Source organism: Mesorhizobium tianshanense (assembly GCF_007830515.1).
GTDB classification, from domain to species: Bacteria; Pseudomonadota; Alphaproteobacteria; order Rhizobiales; family Rhizobiaceae; genus Mesorhizobium; species Mesorhizobium tianshanense.
Genome location: NZ_VLKT01000036.1, coordinates 35,445 through 53,012, shown reverse-complemented (window position 1 = coordinate 53,012; position 17,568 = coordinate 35,445). Strand labels below are relative to the sequence as shown.

General features: G+C 62.0%; 15 protein-coding genes. 7 read left to right on the top strand and 8 right to left on the bottom strand.

What is annotated here, in order from left to right:
* Window positions 1-113 precede the first annotated feature (113 nt).
* Complete coding sequence (gene repC / locus IQ26_RS25485) at window positions 114-1,457, top strand: plasmid replication protein RepC (protein ID WP_145721050.1); 1,344 nt, start codon at window positions 114-116, stop codon at window positions 1,455-1,457.
* Here the strand turns inward: repC and IQ26_RS25480 are convergent.
* A complete protein-coding gene (locus IQ26_RS25480; RefSeq protein ID WP_145721049.1) occupies window positions 1,452-2,387 on the bottom strand; it encodes a recombinase family protein in 936 nt (311 codons plus the stop codon). The genes repC and IQ26_RS25480 overlap by 6 nt on opposite strands.
* A 459-nt stretch (window positions 2,388-2,846) precedes the next feature.
* The gene (locus IQ26_RS25475; protein WP_145721048.1) at window positions 2,847-4,088 is read right to left on the bottom strand and encodes a tyrosine-type recombinase/integrase; all 1,242 of its coding nucleotides are present in this window, start codon (window positions 4,086-4,088) and stop codon (window positions 2,847-2,849) included.
* Window positions 4,089-4,252: 164 nt separating this feature from the next.
* Between IQ26_RS25475 and IQ26_RS25470 the strand changes: the two genes are divergently transcribed.
* Window positions 4,253-5,233, top strand: a complete 981-nt coding sequence (locus IQ26_RS25470; RefSeq protein WP_240547225.1) for a DUF1403 family protein — start codon at window positions 4,253-4,255, stop codon at window positions 5,231-5,233.
* Between the two features lie 2 nt (window positions 5,234-5,235).
* A complete protein-coding gene (gene scpB, locus IQ26_RS25465) occupies window positions 5,236-5,934 on the top strand; it encodes an SMC-Scp complex subunit ScpB (protein WP_145721046.1) in 699 nt (232 codons plus the stop codon).
* Between the two features lie 17 nt (window positions 5,935-5,951).
* Here scpB and IQ26_RS25460 read toward each other — a convergent pair whose 3' ends face one another.
* From IQ26_RS25460 to IQ26_RS25450, 3 genes are read right to left on the bottom strand one after another with little or no spacing between them, the layout of a single operon-like run.
* On the bottom strand, window positions 5,952-7,016 hold the full coding sequence (locus IQ26_RS25460) for a TniQ family protein (RefSeq protein ID WP_145721045.1): 1,065 nt from the start codon (window positions 7,014-7,016) through the stop codon (window positions 5,952-5,954).
* Window positions 7,013-7,891 (bottom strand): TniB family NTP-binding protein, encoded by an 879-nt coding sequence (locus IQ26_RS25455; protein ID WP_145721044.1) that lies wholly within the window; start codon window positions 7,889-7,891, stop codon window positions 7,013-7,015. The genes IQ26_RS25460 and IQ26_RS25455 overlap by 4 nt, the downstream gene beginning before the upstream one ends.
* A 1-nt stretch (window position 7,892) precedes the next feature.
* The gene (locus IQ26_RS25450; protein ID WP_145721043.1) at window positions 7,893-9,542 is read right to left on the bottom strand and encodes a Mu transposase C-terminal domain-containing protein; all 1,650 of its coding nucleotides are present in this window, start codon (window positions 9,540-9,542) and stop codon (window positions 7,893-7,895) included.
* Between the two features lie 155 nt (window positions 9,543-9,697).
* On the opposite strand from IQ26_RS25450, the gene IQ26_RS25445 reads away from it, so the two are divergent.
* Window positions 9,698-10,717: an RHE_PE00001 family protein gene (locus tag IQ26_RS25445; protein ID WP_240547224.1), complete on the top strand. Its 1,020-nt coding sequence runs from the start codon at window positions 9,698-9,700 to the stop codon at window positions 10,715-10,717.
* 193 nt (window positions 10,718-10,910) lie between these two features.
* On the opposite strand, the gene IQ26_RS25440 is transcribed toward IQ26_RS25445, so the two are convergent.
* The 3 genes from IQ26_RS25440 to IQ26_RS40560 all read right to left on the bottom strand — a co-directional run bounded on the left by IQ26_RS25440 (window position 10,911) and on the right by IQ26_RS40560 (window position 14,914).
* Window positions 10,911-11,627 (bottom strand): hypothetical protein, encoded by a 717-nt coding sequence (locus tag IQ26_RS25440; RefSeq protein WP_145721041.1) that lies wholly within the window; start codon window positions 11,625-11,627, stop codon window positions 10,911-10,913.
* Between the two features lies 1 nt (window position 11,628).
* Entirely contained in the window at window positions 11,629-14,502 is a 2,874-nt protein-coding gene (locus tag IQ26_RS25435) for an HsdM family class I SAM-dependent methyltransferase (RefSeq protein WP_167522707.1), read from the bottom strand.
* A 61-nt stretch (window positions 14,503-14,563) separates the two neighbouring features.
* Window positions 14,564-14,914: a hypothetical protein gene (locus IQ26_RS40560; protein ID WP_240547223.1), complete on the bottom strand. Its 351-nt coding sequence runs from the start codon at window positions 14,912-14,914 to the stop codon at window positions 14,564-14,566.
* A 369-nt stretch (window positions 14,915-15,283) separates the two neighbouring features.
* Here IQ26_RS40560 and IQ26_RS25425 point away from each other — a divergent pair, with 369 nt between their 5' ends.
* Genes IQ26_RS25425 through IQ26_RS25415 form a run of 3 tightly spaced genes read left to right on the top strand, consistent with a single transcriptional unit; the run spans window position 15,284 to window position 17,525 of the window.
* On the top strand, window positions 15,284-15,598 hold the full coding sequence (locus IQ26_RS25425) for a hypothetical protein (RefSeq protein WP_145721040.1): 315 nt from the start codon (window positions 15,284-15,286) through the stop codon (window positions 15,596-15,598).
* A complete protein-coding gene (locus IQ26_RS25420; protein ID WP_240547222.1) occupies window positions 15,577-16,668 on the top strand; it encodes a type IV toxin-antitoxin system AbiEi family antitoxin in 1,092 nt (363 codons plus the stop codon). The genes IQ26_RS25425 and IQ26_RS25420 overlap by 22 nt, the downstream gene beginning before the upstream one ends.
* Window positions 16,656-17,525: a nucleotidyl transferase AbiEii/AbiGii toxin family protein gene (locus tag IQ26_RS25415; protein WP_145721039.1), complete on the top strand. Its 870-nt coding sequence runs from the start codon at window positions 16,656-16,658 to the stop codon at window positions 17,523-17,525. Before IQ26_RS25420 ends, IQ26_RS25415 begins: the two co-directional genes overlap by 13 nt.
* Window positions 17,526-17,568: the final 43 nt, after the last annotated feature.

Sequence of the window (17,568 nt, the reverse complement as noted above, 5' to 3'; positions counted from 1 at the left end):
TGGCGACAACGAGAATCTCACTTCCGCGAATCACAGTCAAGGGTCTCCTTGCGGAGATTGGACGCCATTTTGGTGAGCGCTTTCGCTTTGCCTAAAAGCTGAAGGGCAGAACCATGACTGAACTACTAGCGACGACGCCCTTTGGGCGGCGGCCGATGACGCTTGGCATGATCTCAAGCCAAGTCAACGCACGGACGGTGTCGAAGGACGCGACCGTCCACAAATGGCATGTTTTCCAAGATATCAAGGACGCCAGGATCGCTCTGGGCGCTACTGATCGCGCTTTGGCTATTCTCGACGCACTGTTGTCGTTCCATCCGGACACGGCGCTTTATGGCGACAGCGAGCTGATCGTCTGGCCATCCAACGAGCAGCTGATCCGCCGCGCCAACGGAATGCCCCCAACGACGTTGCGACGGCACCTGGCCGTCTTGGTCGAATGTGGATTGATCATCCGTCGCGACAGCCCAAACGGCAAGCGCTTCGCCCGAAAAGGGCAGGGGGGCGAGATCGAGCAAGCCTATGGCTTCGACATCTCGCCGATCGTCGCGCGCGCAGAGGAGTTCAAGGAGCTGGCGGAAGCGGTCAGATCTGAGAAGAAGGCCTTTCGGCTCGTTAAGGAGCGGCTAACCATATGCCGGCGTGACATCGTCAAGATGATCGACGCTGGAATTGAGGAGGGCGTGCCGGCGAATTGGGGCAGGGTCCAGCAGGCCTACCAGGCGATTGTCGGCCAGATACCACGCACCGCACCCAGACAGGCCTTCGAGGCGATTGCCGAGGAGCTGGAGGGCCTTTGGGCTGAAGTGCGTGAAGCACTGGAATCATTTGTAAAAACACAGAAAATGGAGGCCAATGAGTCCCGAAATGGACGCCACATACAGAATTCAAAACCAGACTCTAAATCTGAATCTGAAAGTGGCTCAGGAAATAAAGATGAAGCGGACGGCAACGTTGCGGATACCGACAACGTACGGAGCCTGCCGAAGCGCGAGCTGCCGTTAGGAATCGTGCTGGATGCCTGCCCGAACATGCTTTGGCTGGTGAAGGGCGGCGGCGGAATCCGCAACTGGCGTGACTTTCTGGCTGCGGCCGAGGTTGCCCGTCCAACCATGGGCATCAGCCCGAGCGCCTGGGAGGAAGCGCGAACGGCGTTGGGTGAGCAGCAGGCGGCGATAACCATTGCCGCGATCTACCAGCGGCAAGACCAGATCAACAGCGCCGGCGGCTATTTGCGCAGCCTGACGGATCGAGCAAAGGCCGGAAAGTTCTCGGTATGGCCGATGATCATGGCCTTGCTGCGGGCAAAGCTTGAGGCGTCAAAAGCCGCCGGGAATGGAACTGAAGCCGCTGCCGTCGATCTCGAAATGGCTGGGAAGGTAGTTCGCACCGAATCCCGGCTGGAAATCAGCGATGCGTTGCGCCGCAGCCTCGACAAGCCGGGGCGCAGATCATGATGAGGCGGACGGTTCGGCGACGAGTCCAAGCCGGCGGGCTCGATCGAGCAGGTTCTTGATTGATGAGGCCGACCATTTTGCGCTCCCTCGTGGGGTTCGCTCATGCAGGCGCTCGAGCTGGCCAGCGATGTCGCGTAGCGATAGGTCTGGGTTGGATTGCGAAATCCCTGCCACGAGGGTCATCAGGCGATCTTCGGGAGGCTGGGGAGACGCCCGCTTTAGCAGTGTGGATTCGGCTAGGTGCTCGGTGACGAGCCACCTCACTGCCCGCCGCAGTCGTTCAGGCGTCCAGTTGAGGCCGCGCTGCTTCAGGACCCGAGCGATATCGTCCCAGTTGTGGTCTGGTCGCATCCGGCGGACCGTCGGAAGCCACTGGTTCATCGTTGATTGAAGCCGTCGGCCATAAGCCGCCTTTTGCACCGCGGTCATCTTCGCCAGGGCTTCGGGCTTGCGCTCCCGGATACCAGGATTGCCGGGCAGTCGCCCCTTCGATCTTGCAGCGATGATGCCGGCCTTGGTCCGTTCCGAGATCAGCGCACGCTCGAGCTGGGCAACGGCGCCGAGTACCTGCAGCGAAAACATGCCCTGTGGCGTCGACGTGTCGATCGGATCTCGGAGAGATCGGAAATGCGCGCCCTTCTCGGTCAGGTCCTCGATCACCTGAAGAAGGTGGCTGACCGAGCGCGCAAGGCGATCGAGACGCACGACGACCAGGACATCGCCGGCGCCGATATCGCTGATCAACCGCAGTAGGGCAGGGCGAGCTCTCGACGCACCGGATCCATGTTCCTGGACGACGACGTCGCAGCCGGCCGATCGCAGCTCAATTTCCTGCGCTTCCGTCGCTTGTTCGTCCGTCGACACGCGCGCGTAGCCGATTTGCCGGCCCTTTGGTCGTCGGGAGCGTCGATGTTGCGCTTCACGGGCCATTTGCGGCGTCTCTCAGCATTGGAAAGGGGTGTTTGTACAAACACCGAAGATAACAACAAACGATCGTTTGTAAACGTCCCTAGTGGCCCTTCGGATCGCTCCTACGGCTTCGATAAGCCTGAAAATCAACGTTTCAGCCTTCCTGAGCGCCCCAGGGCGTGGTGCTGTACAGTCCCGATAGGAGGTCATTATCGATAGTGAAAAAACCGCCCGAGAAAATCCCCTGCAAGTCAACTTAATATCGAGATAGCTTGACTATGGCAAATCGGCTATTGTGAAAACAATGGCTTACCAGATTCGAGATTTGCCCCTGGAGGCTCTATTTGGGCCGGTCGCGCGCGCGACTGTCGATTTTACTTCCCGATTTCAATTGAAGCGCTAAGCTGAAAATCCTCACCCGTCCGAGCCGCTATTCGGCGGCCGTAAACGGGGGAGGGGAGGGGGCTTTTCTACAGCCTTCTACAGCCCCGACGCCTTGGTGAGATTGACGCGAAAGCGGTCGCGGCGGCGCTGATACTTGCGGGTCATCTCCGCGCTGGTGTGGCCAAGCTGCTTCTGCACGTAGCGTTCGTCGACCTCGGCCGAGGACGCCAGGCCGGCGCGCAGCGAATGGCCGGCAAACATCATCCCGCGTTCGCCTTCGGGCAGATCTCCACGCACGCCCGCCGCCAGCGCGGTTCGCTTGACGAGCCGGGCGACCTCCTGGTCGTTGAGCCGGTTGGCGCCGACCGCCTTGCCTTGGCCGGTGACGCGCCGGAAGAGCGGGCCATGCGCGATGCGCGCGAGCTTGAGCCAGGTTTCCAGCGCCACGACGGGGCAGGTGGCGTCCGACGAACCACGCCCGACCTCGACCTCGCGCCAGCCAGTCTTGCCGCGCAGGCGCAACAGCATTCCCTTGTCGAGGATTTCGATCCAGCCGGAAGAATCCTCGGTCTGGTCGCGGCCGCAATCGAGCCCGACGACCTCGGAGCGGCGCAGGCCGCCGGCAAAGCCGAGCAGAAGCAAGGCGCGGTCGCGCAGGCCGCGCAGGGTGCCGCGGTTCAAGGTCTCCAGCATGGCGATCAGATCCTCGGGCAGCACCGCTTCCTTCTGCCGCGGTGGGGCGGCGTGCTTGTTGCGGATGCCGGCCATGACGGTGGCTATGTGGCGGTCCTTCCTGTCGAGCGGCTGGCCGCGTTGCGCATAGTTCCAGGTGAGCGAGGAGAGGCGGCGCTCGATCGTCGAGACCGAGTTGGGCTTCTTGTCCCCGGTCGCCTTTCCAGAGGCGCAGGCGGTGATGTAGAGGCCGACCACCTGCGGATCGGGCGGAAACATCTCGACGCCCTGCCGACGGCACCAGCCCGCAAACTGCTTCCAGTCCGAAGCGTAGGCGCGGCGGGTGTTGGCCGAGCTCGCCGCCTCGACATAATCGCGCGCACGATCCGCCAGCGCGTCGAGATGCGCCGGCAGCCGAGGATTGGCGACGACCGGAAGAGGAGAGGAGGGGGCGGCCGAGGGCTCCTCCGGCGCGCGGCCCATCTCCATGACGAGGTCGACGATGTCGGGCAGTTCGCCGTCCGGACCGTCGTCGTCGACTTCCGGCGTAGCTGGGTCGGCCGACGGCCGCGCGTCAGAAACCTGGTCCTGCGCCGCCGTGCTGTGGGACGCTCCGGAGGGTCGCGCGACGCGATTGTTGGGCTTCTGCTCGATGAAAACGGCCATTCCTTCTATAAAGAGCAAAACGAACGATAATGCAACATTATCGTTCATTATTTATCCGCGACAGGCGCGGCGGTTTTCGTGCATTGCAGTTGCCAAAAGCGCCGCTTTGATTCATCCTACTCGTGATGATTCTGCGCGCCATACCGTCTCCACGCCACCTTGGTATGCTCGCCGGCGCCACGGTGAGTGCCCCCATAGTCGCCCTTCCGACCTGGCTACGGAGGGCGGTCCCCGGTGAGCAAGCCGTTGCGGCACAAGGCTTGGAGGACATCGCGATCGCCGCCGGCGCCGCCATCGGTGCCCTTGATGCGGTAGTGCGCCGGCAAGAGCGATGGGCGGGCGCCTGGGGTCGACGCCTCGCCCTTGCCGCCGCCTCGATAACGGCAAAGCAGGCGGGACGAGTCGAGGATGATGCGGCGCTTCGAGATGCCGTGCTGCTCACTCGGCCGGGCGACGATGCCGGGCCTGCCGGCAGGATGTATTTGGGCTGGTGCCGACTGACCGCCCGACCCACCGAGGATCTTCTGACGGAGGCAAACCTCGGCGCCGTGTTGGAAGAGTTTGGCCACGCTCGCGACGACGAGGCGGTGGGCGAGCTGGTGGATGAACTCCGCAAGGTCGGCGCCAGCGCCGGGACGGTTGGGATGTTGACAGGTGCGTTCACGGCCGCCGAACGACACGGCTTCGGCCGTGTCTTCGGATCCTGGCTCGCCGACGCGCTGCTGGCGCAACGGCTGGGCTGGTCACATGCAGTGCCGCTGTTGGGTACCAATGCGGCTTTCGGCATTAGCCCCGGTCGTTCACGTCGCACGGCGACAGCCCAAGCTTCGACGAACATTGTCGACGAAGCAGGGTGGGCAAAGGCGCTGCTTGGCGCGCAGGCGCGTGCCGCGCTGCGCGCGATCGATCTGTCTGCGGAACTCGGGCGCCGGGCGGATCGGCTGCTCGCAGTCGCCCCGAAACTCAGAGCCAAGGCAGCAAACACCGTTATTGAAAAGCTGCTGTCTGACGACGCGATTGTGGCATCGGAAAATATCGCCGGGATGAGCGATCGCGGCCTGCGCCGCCTGTTCGACCGTCTGCTCGAACTCGGCGCCGTCCGCGAATTGTCGGGTCGCCCGACCTTCCGCATCTACGGGCTGTAAGAATGGTCGAGGCGGCGCGCGCGAGAGAGGGGAAAGGTCGATCAGATGACCATCTGTTCGACCGGGAGCTGGATCATCTGCCGCCGGAGGCGCGCTGGCGCGAATGGATGAACCGCGTCGAGGCAACGATCTTCGCCGCCAGTGAACCGGTCGGCCGGGAGACGCTAGCTCGCATCGTCGGAAAAACCTGCAGCATCGATCTTTTGATCGACGACATCCGCGAGGAGCTGCGCGGCCGGCCCTATGACCTCGTCTCCGTCGCCGGCGGCTGGAAGCACCTGACCCGCCCGGCTTACGCCGATGCCATCCGCGCCGCAGTCGGCGGCAGCGAGCGCGCGGTCGACCTCACCCAGTCGGACGTGCTGGTGCTGATGTGCGTGGCCTACTTCCAGCCGATCACCCGCGCCGAACTGTCATCGTTTTTCGGCAAGGAGATTTCTCGCGACCTGATCGGCCATATGCGCGGTGCCGGCCTGATCGCCTCCGGACCCCGCAGTCCGACGCCGGGCGCACCCTATACCTATGTCACCACCAAAGCATTCCTGCTCGAGTTCGGGCTCGACACGCTGCGAGACCTGCCCGACTTCGAGGCGCTCGAGGACGCCGGGTTGCTTTCGAAGGAGAAGCTGCTCGCCGGCGACATCATGCCGGGGTTTGCAGATGCCGGCGACAGTGGCGCAGACGCCGCCATTGACGAATAAATGATCTATGCCAAGGATCATAGGATCCGGCCGCGATCTCGGGTTCGCTGGGCTGGAAGATCGCGATGGGGTTTCGACAAGGTCCGATCGCCGGTCACACGAAAATATGCCGTCAGCAAATCGGCGAGTCGAGCACTGGGCCGTGTCGGGCGCGTGGATCTCGGCTTCGCCTGATGTTTGTCCAGGAAGTTGGCGAAGCAGGCGATCAATTGATTATGGCCGCCCGCCGCCGCGATCATCCAGCGCCGGTGAGCGACGGCGACGTCCTTGTCCGTCACCAGCCAGTCAAGGGGTTTTGCCGCGAGTTCCCCGAAGCAGCGAATACGCGCGGTGGTCGACAGATTTGTGAGGGTCCTCGCCGAGCCGATATCAGCGGTTGCCGGCGAGCGCCGTACGCGCAAGACGACATCGCTGGTTTCCGCCGATCTTTTGGCCGATTCCACCCTACAGATATCCGCGATCGCGCGCTCCAGCCGGCGTGCGGCTGCCTTGACCGCGACCTTGGGGGCGTCACGCAGGTCGAAGCCGCAACGTGCGCAGAAATGCTGCAGGACAAGCTCGCCCTGATCGTAGGACACGATTCCGCTGCGGCAGGCCGGGCATCGATCGCGAAGACCGCAACCATGCACGAAGCAGGAGATGCGAGATGCCAGCCGCCACTGCCGACGAAAGTACGGCGTTTCGTCCTGTGCAAGACACTGAGGGCAAAACTGCATCCAGGTCGAGCGTAGCCGGCGGGCGTTTTCGCGCAGCGGCAGCAGGAGCGGCGTCAACGCCCAGCCAGTCAGGGCCATCGCTGAGATCGCATCCTGCGGAACGCCCGACTGATCACCGAGGAAAGCGGCGATGTGGCGTGGAATCTGGAGGTCGAGGCAGGGCGACCACATCCCGTCGCCGCACCCGAGGACGCCGGAGAACGGCCGCGGCGCGATTCCGTTTGCGAGCGCGAGGCGGTTGATCCAACTTGACAGCAATTCGTCTGGACGTGGGTCGACGGAAACCGGCCACCGATCCCTAGCGACGTCGCCGTATCGCTCGCGGATCTCGACGGCGAAATCCGCGCCGAACGCGTCACCCCTCATAGCAGGCCGTCGCGCACCGGCGCTCGCCGGCGCTTCGAGACCGGGACGTAGCGAAGCGCTTCGAGCCCGGATTTCGTGACCCGCTCCGCACCAGATCTCGCTGCCGTCACGGCCGCCGCGGAGATGATCGCCACGACCTCGCCGATCAGGCCCTCGGAGAGCTTAAAGACCGTCCGCGCCATCGATGCATCCGAGAGATCGGAAGCACGGGCGAGCGGCAAGGCGGCTTCGAGGCTGTCGAGCAGAGCGAGAAACTCCTCGCCATATTGCCATCTCGGTACTGCGTGCAGGTCGAACCGGGTCGCCATTTCGGCGGTCTGGTTGACGAAATCGAAGACGGCGACCTCACCAATCAGAACCGGCGAGATGTCAAACTGGCGGCCGATCCGCCTGAGGAACGCAAGGACCGCCTCGACGTCGCGGGCCCGGCCACGCAGCGCATTGTGGAATTCGTCGAATATCAGGATCCTGGGCTTCAGGCTGTCGAGCAGGTGATCGATCTGCTCGGCCTTGCGGCCGACATCCCGGCTGTTGCCGGTCGGAGCGCGCAGCGCCTGAAGGATACTTCCGTAGAAATGTGCGAGGCCGGCGCCCTCGCGCGTTTGGACCACCCACACCCGCTGTTGCTCGGCCGCTCTCAGGTGCCCCACGGCGAACCGCTCGGCGATCATCGTTTTGCCATTGGCATAGGGCCCGACCAGCATCAGCCCTCTGGTCCGCAGCGCTGGCGGCCGGGACAGCAACTCGGCAAGGCGTTCATGCGCCTGGATCGCAACCTGATGGCCGATCCATCGCGGCGCTTGGATATAAGCGATCCGCTCTTCGATGCTGCGGTCGAGATACGGACGGACGTGATCGAGCAGATGGTCAGCCACGTCACCAATCCTCGACCGGCAGACGGCGTTTCCGGCGTGCGGGATGCTCGGCAGGCGCCGGCATCGCCGGACGCATGGCATCATAGGGCTTGGGCGCCTCGGTAGCGTGAGTCTTGCGCACGGCATTGCGCAGCTCGATCTTCGACGGCTTCTGTCCGTCTGCGATTTCCGCGATCCGGCGTCGCAGCGTCACCTTCTCGACATCCGTTCGCGCATTCGCGGCGCGTCGCTGCAAGCGGTCAGCTTCGTGTTCCCACAACGTCATGGGAGCAAGTGTTCCGTCGCGCCGCCCCACGGGTCGGAACTCCCTGGTCTCCGGGTCCCGGATGTAGACGTGACTGATGTCACGAGGATCGTATCGCAGATCGAGCTTGCCGAGCCGGTCGCGTTGCGGCACCAGGGCGCCCAGCCAGGGCGAGTAGTAGTCGAGCGCGAACATGCTGACGCCTTGTGGCGACAGGCGCCTTTCGGTTCCGGGCATGAATGCCAGCAGGACCCGCAGGGGTTCATCGTCGAAGCGGGGAAGATCGCGCGCCTGCCGTTCCCATTCTGTCGCCGGCACCTTCAACGTCCTCGCGTTTTCCTGCAGGTTGTGGTCGATCACGGCGAGCGTGACGCATCGCTCGAGATCGGCGAAGCTGAGACGGGCTCTTCGCTCAGCGGGATATCCGTCGCGATCCGCCACCGAGCGGCCGGTCGAACCGGGCTGCGTCGCAAGAACGGCGTTGAGCTTCCCGAGCAGTCTTTCGACCACGCCGCCCTGATGGACACGGCCACGGTCCCGGTAGCGGATGCGAATGCCATAGTCCTCGCACCCACGCTGGAAGGCGTTCCCTTTGAACTCCTTGGCGGAGTCGGTGACAAGCGACCGCGGTCGACCGAACATCGGCCACCCATGTGCGATGTCGCGCGCAGCCAACCACGTTTCCTTCGGACACATGGCCTGCGCGAGGCAGAGCGCGACCGATAGCGCCGACGGCTTTTCGAGGGTGAGGCAGAAGCCCAGAATGCAGCGCGTCGCCACGTCGGTGACGATCGTGAGATATGCCCGACCGACAAAGGTTCCGCCGTCGACGACCTCCACGAAATTGATGTCGGTCGGCGTGTGATCGATCTGGCAGACATCGAGCGGTTGCGCCGCGTGGATGTATCCCGGCCGTGGCTTGAGCCGGTGGAGGTGCTTTGGGTTTGCGGATCGCTTCTTCGCGATCTCCTCAGGGCTGAACAGCACAGCTATGCGGCGGACCACCGTGAGGTAGGAGGGAGGAGCCAGGCCTGCCTCCTCGCAGCGGGCGCGGATCTCGGCCACGACAGGGGCGAGTGGCGGAGCCTCCAGCACCAGCCATTGCTTTCGCAATGTTGCCGCGATGATCTCCTCGATGTCCTGTTCAAGACGCTTCTTCCGCACTCCCTCGAGCCGGGGCAAGAGCGACGTCACAGTCCGATCGACACGGTAGCGGGCCAGCAGATTGTAGACCTGTCGGGTCGAGAGGCGCAGCTCGGCGGCCGCGCGTACGATTGCCGCACGGCGGGGGCCCGAACCGTCGAGAATCCTGTCCAGCTCGCGGGCCACACGACGTGCCGCCGACCATGCTTCATCGGAGTGTGACGCAGCAGGCGCCGGTTTCAGGCTGTGCAATCGGTTCGGCAAAATGAGCGGTCAATGAAATCGTTAGCGAAAAATCATGCGTGTCGTAGCGCCTAAACCTAAACAGCACATGACTCTTTCGCGTTTGAAATCGGGAAGTAAAAGCGACAGCGACCGAGGCTCTGGCGCGGCTCGACGAGCGCCTAGCCCGTTCGCCGGTGCGTGACGGCTTTGTCGAGCGCCAGCATTTTGCCGACGCCGCTTCCGCCCTGTGGCTCGAGGGCGAGCTTGTTCATCTCGAGGACTTGGTGCTGCACGACGCCCACATGGACATCCGCACGCCAACCCACGAGCTCACCCGCGCGCACGCGGTGCTGCGAACCCGCCGGCGAATTTTAGCGCAGAAGCCGGACTGGGCGCTCAGCCGCGACGGTTTTCTAGCCCTGACCGGCCGGGGCGGCGCAACGCCGGCGTCGGGACAAAAGAGCCGGGAAGGGGAGAGGGCTGGAGCCAGCTCTGTTGAAGCCGACGGTCGGGATGACGCCGGGGACGATCTTCTGACCGAAGAATTTGCCGAGATCGATGCCGTCCTGGCACGCTCGTCAAAGATTCTGAGCGGCGCCGACGTGCCTGCTCGAAAAGAGGAGATGTCACTCCGTGACCGGCCGGATCTGATCTACGATCTCGACTGGAATGAAGAAGAACGCCTGGCGGAATGGCAGGACGTTATCACCAGGACACGCGATCTGCCGGTCGTCCTGCGTGGCGCGATCCTGCTCGAAGCCTGGTCGGACATCGAGGTGCTGCAGCATGCCACTTGGCTCGGGCCGCTGCTTGTTGCTGCGCTGCTGCGGCAGGAGGGTCTTGCCGCCAACCATCTCGTCTGTCCCCACCTTGGCGCCAAGAACATTCCACGAGAGCGGCGACGGGCGCGCAATCGCTCCGATCGGTTGCTGGCATGCCTCGATGGAATCCACGACGCAGCGCTGGTCGGCTTGAAGGAGCACGATCGGCTGACGATGGCGAAAAGCCAGATGGAGCGGCGACTGCGTGAACGACGCGCCAGTTCAAAACTTCCCGACCTGATCGAGCTAGTGCTCTCGCGGCCACTTGTTTCGACGGGCCTTATCCAGGACAGGCTGAAGGTGACAAAGCAGGGCGCACTCAACCTCGTTGGCGAACTCGGCCTGCGCGAGATGACGGGGAGGGGAAGGTTTCGGGCGTGGGGTGTTTTATGACTCGAAGTCAATTCGAGCGTACTCCCCAGCATACCCTCCTTTTAGCTCGACCAAGGTTCCAGATGGGTATGCGCCGATCGAGAGAACTCAACGCCGGGAGGATCACGTCATCGAGATAGGATCTGATCGTCCGGTCGCGCCGGGAGGCAGCGACATACGCATAGCAGTTCTGCCACCGGAACGGCGTCATCGACTACATCTCGATCCAAAGATGGTCAATCAGGATCGGCTCGAGGCCCGCTTCGCGTTTGTGTATCGACTGCAAAGAAGCAATCCGGGTCGCGCTATGGTGTGTCGCTAAAGCCAGCTTGTCGGCCGAGGACCAACCTTGAACCGGGGTGGCAGCAAGCCCATCGATCCATGTATCGAGCTGCGTGCGCCAGAAGGGGATGTCTCGGGCCTGGACGTAACCAATCATGGCCGCACGAATATGTGCGGCAGCGTGATGACCTGCCTTAAATCGTTGAATCCCGCCAGTGGAGCTGAACTGGCTGAACACATACTCCCGTTCGTCCCGGTCCTTGCCGTTCGGCGTCGGCAGCCGTTTGCACTCTATGGGCAGGAGAGTGCGATATTCGCTGTATTCGCGGCCGGCGATCCAAATAAGGGCGCCACTGGGTGCCACGACCAGATCGATGGAACGCCCCGCGCGAACATCATCAGGCTCTTCGCGACGGAACTGCAGGAAATCCCATCCAGGCGAATGGTGGCTGACGCTGTTCAGTCGCGCGCAAAGCTCTGACGTCAATCCGGTTTCGTTGGTCTGGGCTGGCCGTCTAGGGTCGTCGCGCCACCCCGGTAGCGCTGCGGCAATGTATCCGACCAAGGATGACAGCCATTCTCCCGGAAGGTGGATGTTGGTGCCGAGTGTTCCAGCCTGCACCGAGGCTTCGTTTTCGTCCGCCAACACGCTAGAAGCCCTGTGCCCGAAGATCGGCGAGGACGTCATCTGCATCACGCAACGCGACCGACCGCGTCCAGAATCGATGGCGATCGGGCTTCAACAGGAAAAGGAAACCTTGATCATATAGGCGGGTTATGCGCGTGATCGTGAGATTGGAACCACGACGTTCCTGTAACAGCACATCAAGTTTGCTTCGCAGCTCATCCGCGCCCGACCAGTCGACGACGCCATCGCCGAAAGCATACGCACCGCAAATGGTTCCGGCCCAATGATAGCGGCCCAAAGCACGCAATGGATTGCGAGAGTAGATAGCGTTGATTTGCGTCGCAAAGGTCTCGTCAAACGCACTGAGTGCGTCCTCAGGTGCCTCCTGCATGAGCGCCGAACCGGTGCCTCGGCGAATAAACTCACGCTGATAGTCTACAATGTCCTGCGCGATAATCCGGTCGTTGTCGCTGAGGTCGAGATTTCCGCTTTCTGGGTACGGCAGCGCAAGAATGTCGGCTCCCAAGATCGCCGTGGCGCGCTGCGCAAACAGGCTCGCGCTGATTCCGGCGACATAGGCTCTCAGGACGGTCTGCTCCTTCTTCAGCCACGCCTCGATTGCCTGCAGGTGCGCGACGTCTCGCCCCTTCGCCGCGAAGCCGGTAATCCGGTGCTTGTAGGTAAGGTATTGCCCCTGCCAAAGGCCGTGGTGGAGATCCTCGTTCTCTTTGACAAGGAGGAAGGGAGGTGTGAATCGCTTAGCAGTCTTGGTGTCCTTTATCGGTTGATCCGGGACAGTATCTAGAGCGCTCGCATCAATGCCGGCTTCGGACAGCGCCTCCGTCGGCAGAAGCGGCTTACCGGTCAGGTGCTCGGCCGGCCGAGAGATACCCTTGGCGCCAGCGATATAACCTTCACCAAAGTCCCATTCCAGGCGTGTCGCGATGTCCCGGAGCGTCGGATACTGTCGCAGGCGCTTAATGAAATCGCGAACTCGGCCGCCACCGAGCAGGTTCGATCTCCACACGTCGGCCGACTCTCTGGCGTCGTTGGACCGAACCCAGTGAAGATCGTAATAGTCGATGTCAAAGCCCTGTTCGGCGGTAGCACGTCCGTTGCGACGGAACACTGCGTGCAGAATCCGCCCATCTGTAGTGGGCTCAGTTGCTTGGACGACCGCGACAACGATCTGCGGGTCGGCCTTGCCTTTCTTGAAGAGGCCCCGTGCCGAGACGAAGTCAAGAATCTCGCGCACGTCCCAACGGGTGAAAATACCATGTCGGAACGAGGCAGCGTTCTGATTGTATAGAAAGCCGGCAGGTTGGATTAATGCCAGTATTCCATTGGGCCTGAGAAGCTCCATCGCCTCGTGGAGGAACAGATAGGCGAGCTGTGTATCTGCGAGCAGTCCATACCCTTTGGTGTAGGCAGCATAGCTCCGCCTGGCCCCATCGGTGGTCAGCGTCGACTCGAACGGGGGATTGCCGACCACTACGGCGACCGGGACTTTCAGCAGCCCCTTTTCCTTCGCTTCGAAGAAGCAGCTCCAGTGAAGCGTCTCATTCGCGAGTGGTGGGAAGAGCTTCACGCTGGCGCGGATCTCCTCGGGCTGTAGCGCGTCGCATAGGCTGAGACACAAACTGAACGCCGCCAGTTCGATCGCCCCTTCCTCAAGGTCGACGCCGTGAACTCGCTCCAGCAAAGGGCGCAATTCTTCGATGCCTGGACGGGTCCATCCGTGACGCATCCGCCAGTGCAGCACGAGGCGCTTATAGGCTTCGACTAGAAAAACGCCCGACCCACATGCCGGATCGAGAATGACGCCGTCACCGGCCATCAGCGCGTCCAGCCTGTCCCAACTCAGCGCTTCCTCGAGCATCAGACGAACCAGCGCCGGCGGCGTGTAGATGGAGCTCGCGACATCCTTGACGAAGAGCTGATAGATGTTGCTGATCAACTCGACCGGCAGGTCACGGAACGAATACAGGCGCCACAGGCTCATTTGGCCCGTCGCATCCTCAAGCCCTTCCACCAGCCGCGCATAATTTGCGAGCTCGGCGCTCTCAAGCAATGCGGTGCGCTCAGCACCGGTCACGCGGAACACGTGGCCGTTGAAACGTTCTTCCAGCGCTTCGAGCAATTTCACCAACGCGGTGCCGTCTCCCAACACTTCGAAGAAGCGCGTCGCGCCCGTGCGAGCGCGTGAGAAATCGTCGGGTAGCAGAACCGACCGCTCTTCGAGATAAGCGATGAGCAATGCGAGAATGAGTAGTCGACGACGCAGCCGTGGCTCTAGCAAGCGACTTTCCGTGAGCTGCCCGGCAAGGTTGCGCACTGCCTCGACCAGTGTGCGGTGCGCCGATTTCTGCGCCGACAACATGAGGTCACATGCATCCGGGTCATCCCAGATCGTACCGTTCCTAATGCGCGCTGCGTTCCACCATACATCTTCAGCTGCGATGTCGGCTGCCACGGAAAGGGTTCGTATCGGGCGACAAACCGGGGCACTGTCGGGCCCAACGAAGTCCGGTTTGTGTGCACAGCGGAACAGTTGGATGCGACCGGGAGCGGCACGATACACAAGTGGCACGCCTCCCCAGCTCCACAGGCGCTTGTGCAATTCGGCAAACTCGCTGTCATCGGCCGCGGTGCTCACGTCGAATACAAGGGCTTGGGCGACCGGAGCGCGCCCGTGCCGGGCGGCCTCGAAGAATACAGCGCGCGCGCCGTAGTCGAGGGCCTTCTCCATGACTGCAACTTCTTCTGGGGCGCGTCCCGATGGATCATAGCCGTCGACCGCCACAAGGCCGTCGACGCCCGGAAAGCCACGGCCTTCTCCAATGGCGAACAGCCAGTCGGCCTCGGATCCAGGACTTCCTACTTCGTCCAGAGTCATAGGTGCCACCCAAGCGATGTCTGTGATCGAAGGGCGCCGACCCGCAGCCTAGATCGCGGGCTCATTTCTGCCGCTTCTTCTTCGAGAGGACGAAGCCCTCTTTGAGGAGATCGGTCATGCTGATCCCCTCGGACACTGCGAAGCCCTTGAACTCCTTCTTGAATTGGGGGCTGACCTTGAAGTTGAGCGACTCTTTTTCGCTCTCCGGCGCGCTGTTCTCGCTGGTGCTTTCGGTCCGCCTGCTGGCCAAAGCCACCCCCATGGCGCGGCGACTATCGCCCCCGGTCGCGCAACGCAGCACCAGGATACAGATTTCTGCCTTTCTTGCAATCCCGAAAGGCAGAAATCGTTCTATCCCGAAAACCAGAAATAAAGAATTCTGGATCGGGCGATCCACCAATGCATAGCCCATCGTCAACCACTCGCGCCTGCTATTCCCTACCAAGTCGAGACACTGTCCGATCACTCATCTGGACGTTGCTGATCGTCTCAGCAGTGGGCGACCCGGCGACAAAGCGTTGGATCCGCCGCTTGGTCTCGCTCGGCAGCCAGAACAGGCTCAATGCGCCGCATGGGACGGAATCGAGCCTGACTTCTCGGGTCGATGCTAGAACAAATAGTGAACGCTCCGCAAGGGCCGCATTGCGCACAGATCGAGAGGATCGAAGGCCGTCCCTCGGCTACTCAGCGGTGGGCTGGTACGTGGCCCTCTGCCTAGGATCGCCGGGAGTTCCTGCAATGCGTCCGCTGGAGAGACGTGGCGAACCGGGGTTGCCGCTCATTGGTCGATGAGTTCCTCGGTCTGCTCTTCGATCAGCGCCTCGGCCAGGTCGGATGCGGTCACGCCGCGAAGCCAGCAGCGAATGCCGAATCGATCATGCCGCCGGCCGCCAGCCGATCCAACGTCGGGAGGAGCTTAATTTCAGACGTTCTCGAGGTGGCCGACCCCGTATCGATTTTGTTGTCGAGCACGAGTTTGTCATCGTTCCCGTACAGTCTCACCCATTTTGAGCGTTCAGCGTTTGCTGAAATGAGGCTTTTGGCTGAAATTCAGTTGACGAGTTTCACTGATCTGTGCAATTTCAGCAAATGCTGAAAGCCCGCTTAGAAGTGAACGAACTGGAGACCCAGGCAGCCGAAGCCGTCGCCGCGTTGTTGCGAAGCGTCCCTGTCATCCACATGGAGAAGGTCGAACTGACGCCGCCTGGTTCCAGCGTCGATATTCTCGCCGAGTTTAGCCTCAACGGCAATCGCCGCTTTCTCGCTTGCGAAGTCAAACCGTTCGGTCAGCCGCGGCATGTGCGTGCGGCACTCTTTCAGCTTCGGAAGGCTGCGGAGAAGTTCGATCCGCCGGCAATGCCGATCTTCATCGCGCCTTACTTGTCTCAGGAAGCGCAAGCACTTTGCCGAGAGTTCGATGTGGGATACCTCGACCTGGTGGGAAATGCACGGATCACTTTCGATACCGTGTTCATTGAACGCCAAGTTGATACAAAGCCGCCGGCTGTTCAGCGAAACCTGAAATCCATCTTCAAACCGAAATCCGCGCAGATTCTCCGCGTTCTCCTCCGCGACCCTGGTCGCGCGTGGCGTGTCGCGGATCTCGCCCAAGCTTCTAATGTGAGTCTGGGCCACGTCAGCAACGTCCGCAGTGAGCTGGTGGATCGGGAATGGGCTGAAGTCACGGATGACGGCCTACGGCTGTCGCGGCCCGACGGGCTCCTGGATGCTTGGCGTGACGCTTACGAACCACCGGCCGGCGAACGCATGGGCTTCTACACGACGCTCCATGGGCAATCCTTGGAAGTCTCGGCGCGCAGGGTGTTGAGCTCGGGGCGGGATACGCCAAATGCCGTGTTCGCATCGTTTTCGGCGGCGCATTGGCTGGCGCCCTACGGCCGGGTGTCCACCCAATATTTCTACGCGGACTCGGGCGGGCTTGTGGCGTTGCGCGATACTCTGAAACTGTCTCCAGCTACCTCAGGGGCGAATATCGTAATCACGGTGCTGAGGGATCATGGGCTTTTCAACGATGCCACCCAGCCTGCCCCGGGGGTGGTCTGCACAAGCCCCGTCCAGACTTACCTCGATCTCGGCGTTGCCGGAGAACGAGGAGCGGAAGCTGCGGAACATCTAAGACAGGAACTCCTCTCATGGCGAAAATAGTGCCGTCTGACCCTCAGTCTGCGGCGGATTACGAAGACCGGACGACGAAAGCCGTGAAGAGTGTTCTGGTCGAAATTGGGCAGATCCTCGGCAGCTTCAAGGGAAAGTTCGCCGTGATCGGCGGCGCGGTTCCCTGGCTGCTTCTCGACAACGAGGACATGCCTCATGTCGGAACGCTCGATGTCGATCTTGGCCTCGATCCAGAGGCTCTGGGTGACGGTGAGTACGTCACCCTGGTCGAAGCCTTGATGGCCCAAGGTTACAAACAGCGCGAGGAGCTTCGACGCTTTCAGCTCGTCCGTGAGGTGCCCGTCGATGATGGAGGTACACCTATCGACATTGTCGTCGATTTCCTGATGCCTCGTGATGCAGAAATCGTGAAAAACCGTCCGCCGATCCTCAGTGATTTCGCCGTCCAGCGGGCCGATGGCGCGGATCTGGCCCTTCGCTTCTATCAACTGGTCGCGATCTCGGGCGACATGCCGGAGGGCGGCACCAATCGCGTCGAGATTGCCGTTTGCTCCATCCCAGCTTTGCTCGCCATGAAAGGCTACGCGCTCAATGGCCGGCATAAGCAGAAAGACGCCTACGACATCTACTACTGTATCCGCAACTATCCCGATGGGATTGAGGCCTTGGCCGAGGCCTGCAAACCTCTGCTCGAGCACGAAAGCGGAGCCCAAGGCTACAAATACATCGCAGACAAGTTCGATACTGCTGAAGGATACGGTGCCACGAGCGTGCGGAAATTCGTTGCCGAAACGGATATCCTCGATGGCCGTACGCCCGAGCAATGGCAGCAGGACGCCTTTGGCCAGATCGATGCCTGGTTGCGGGCGCTCGGCCTGCGAGGATGACTCCGCCGCGATGGGCTCTCGGCCAAAACGATAGATGATTGGG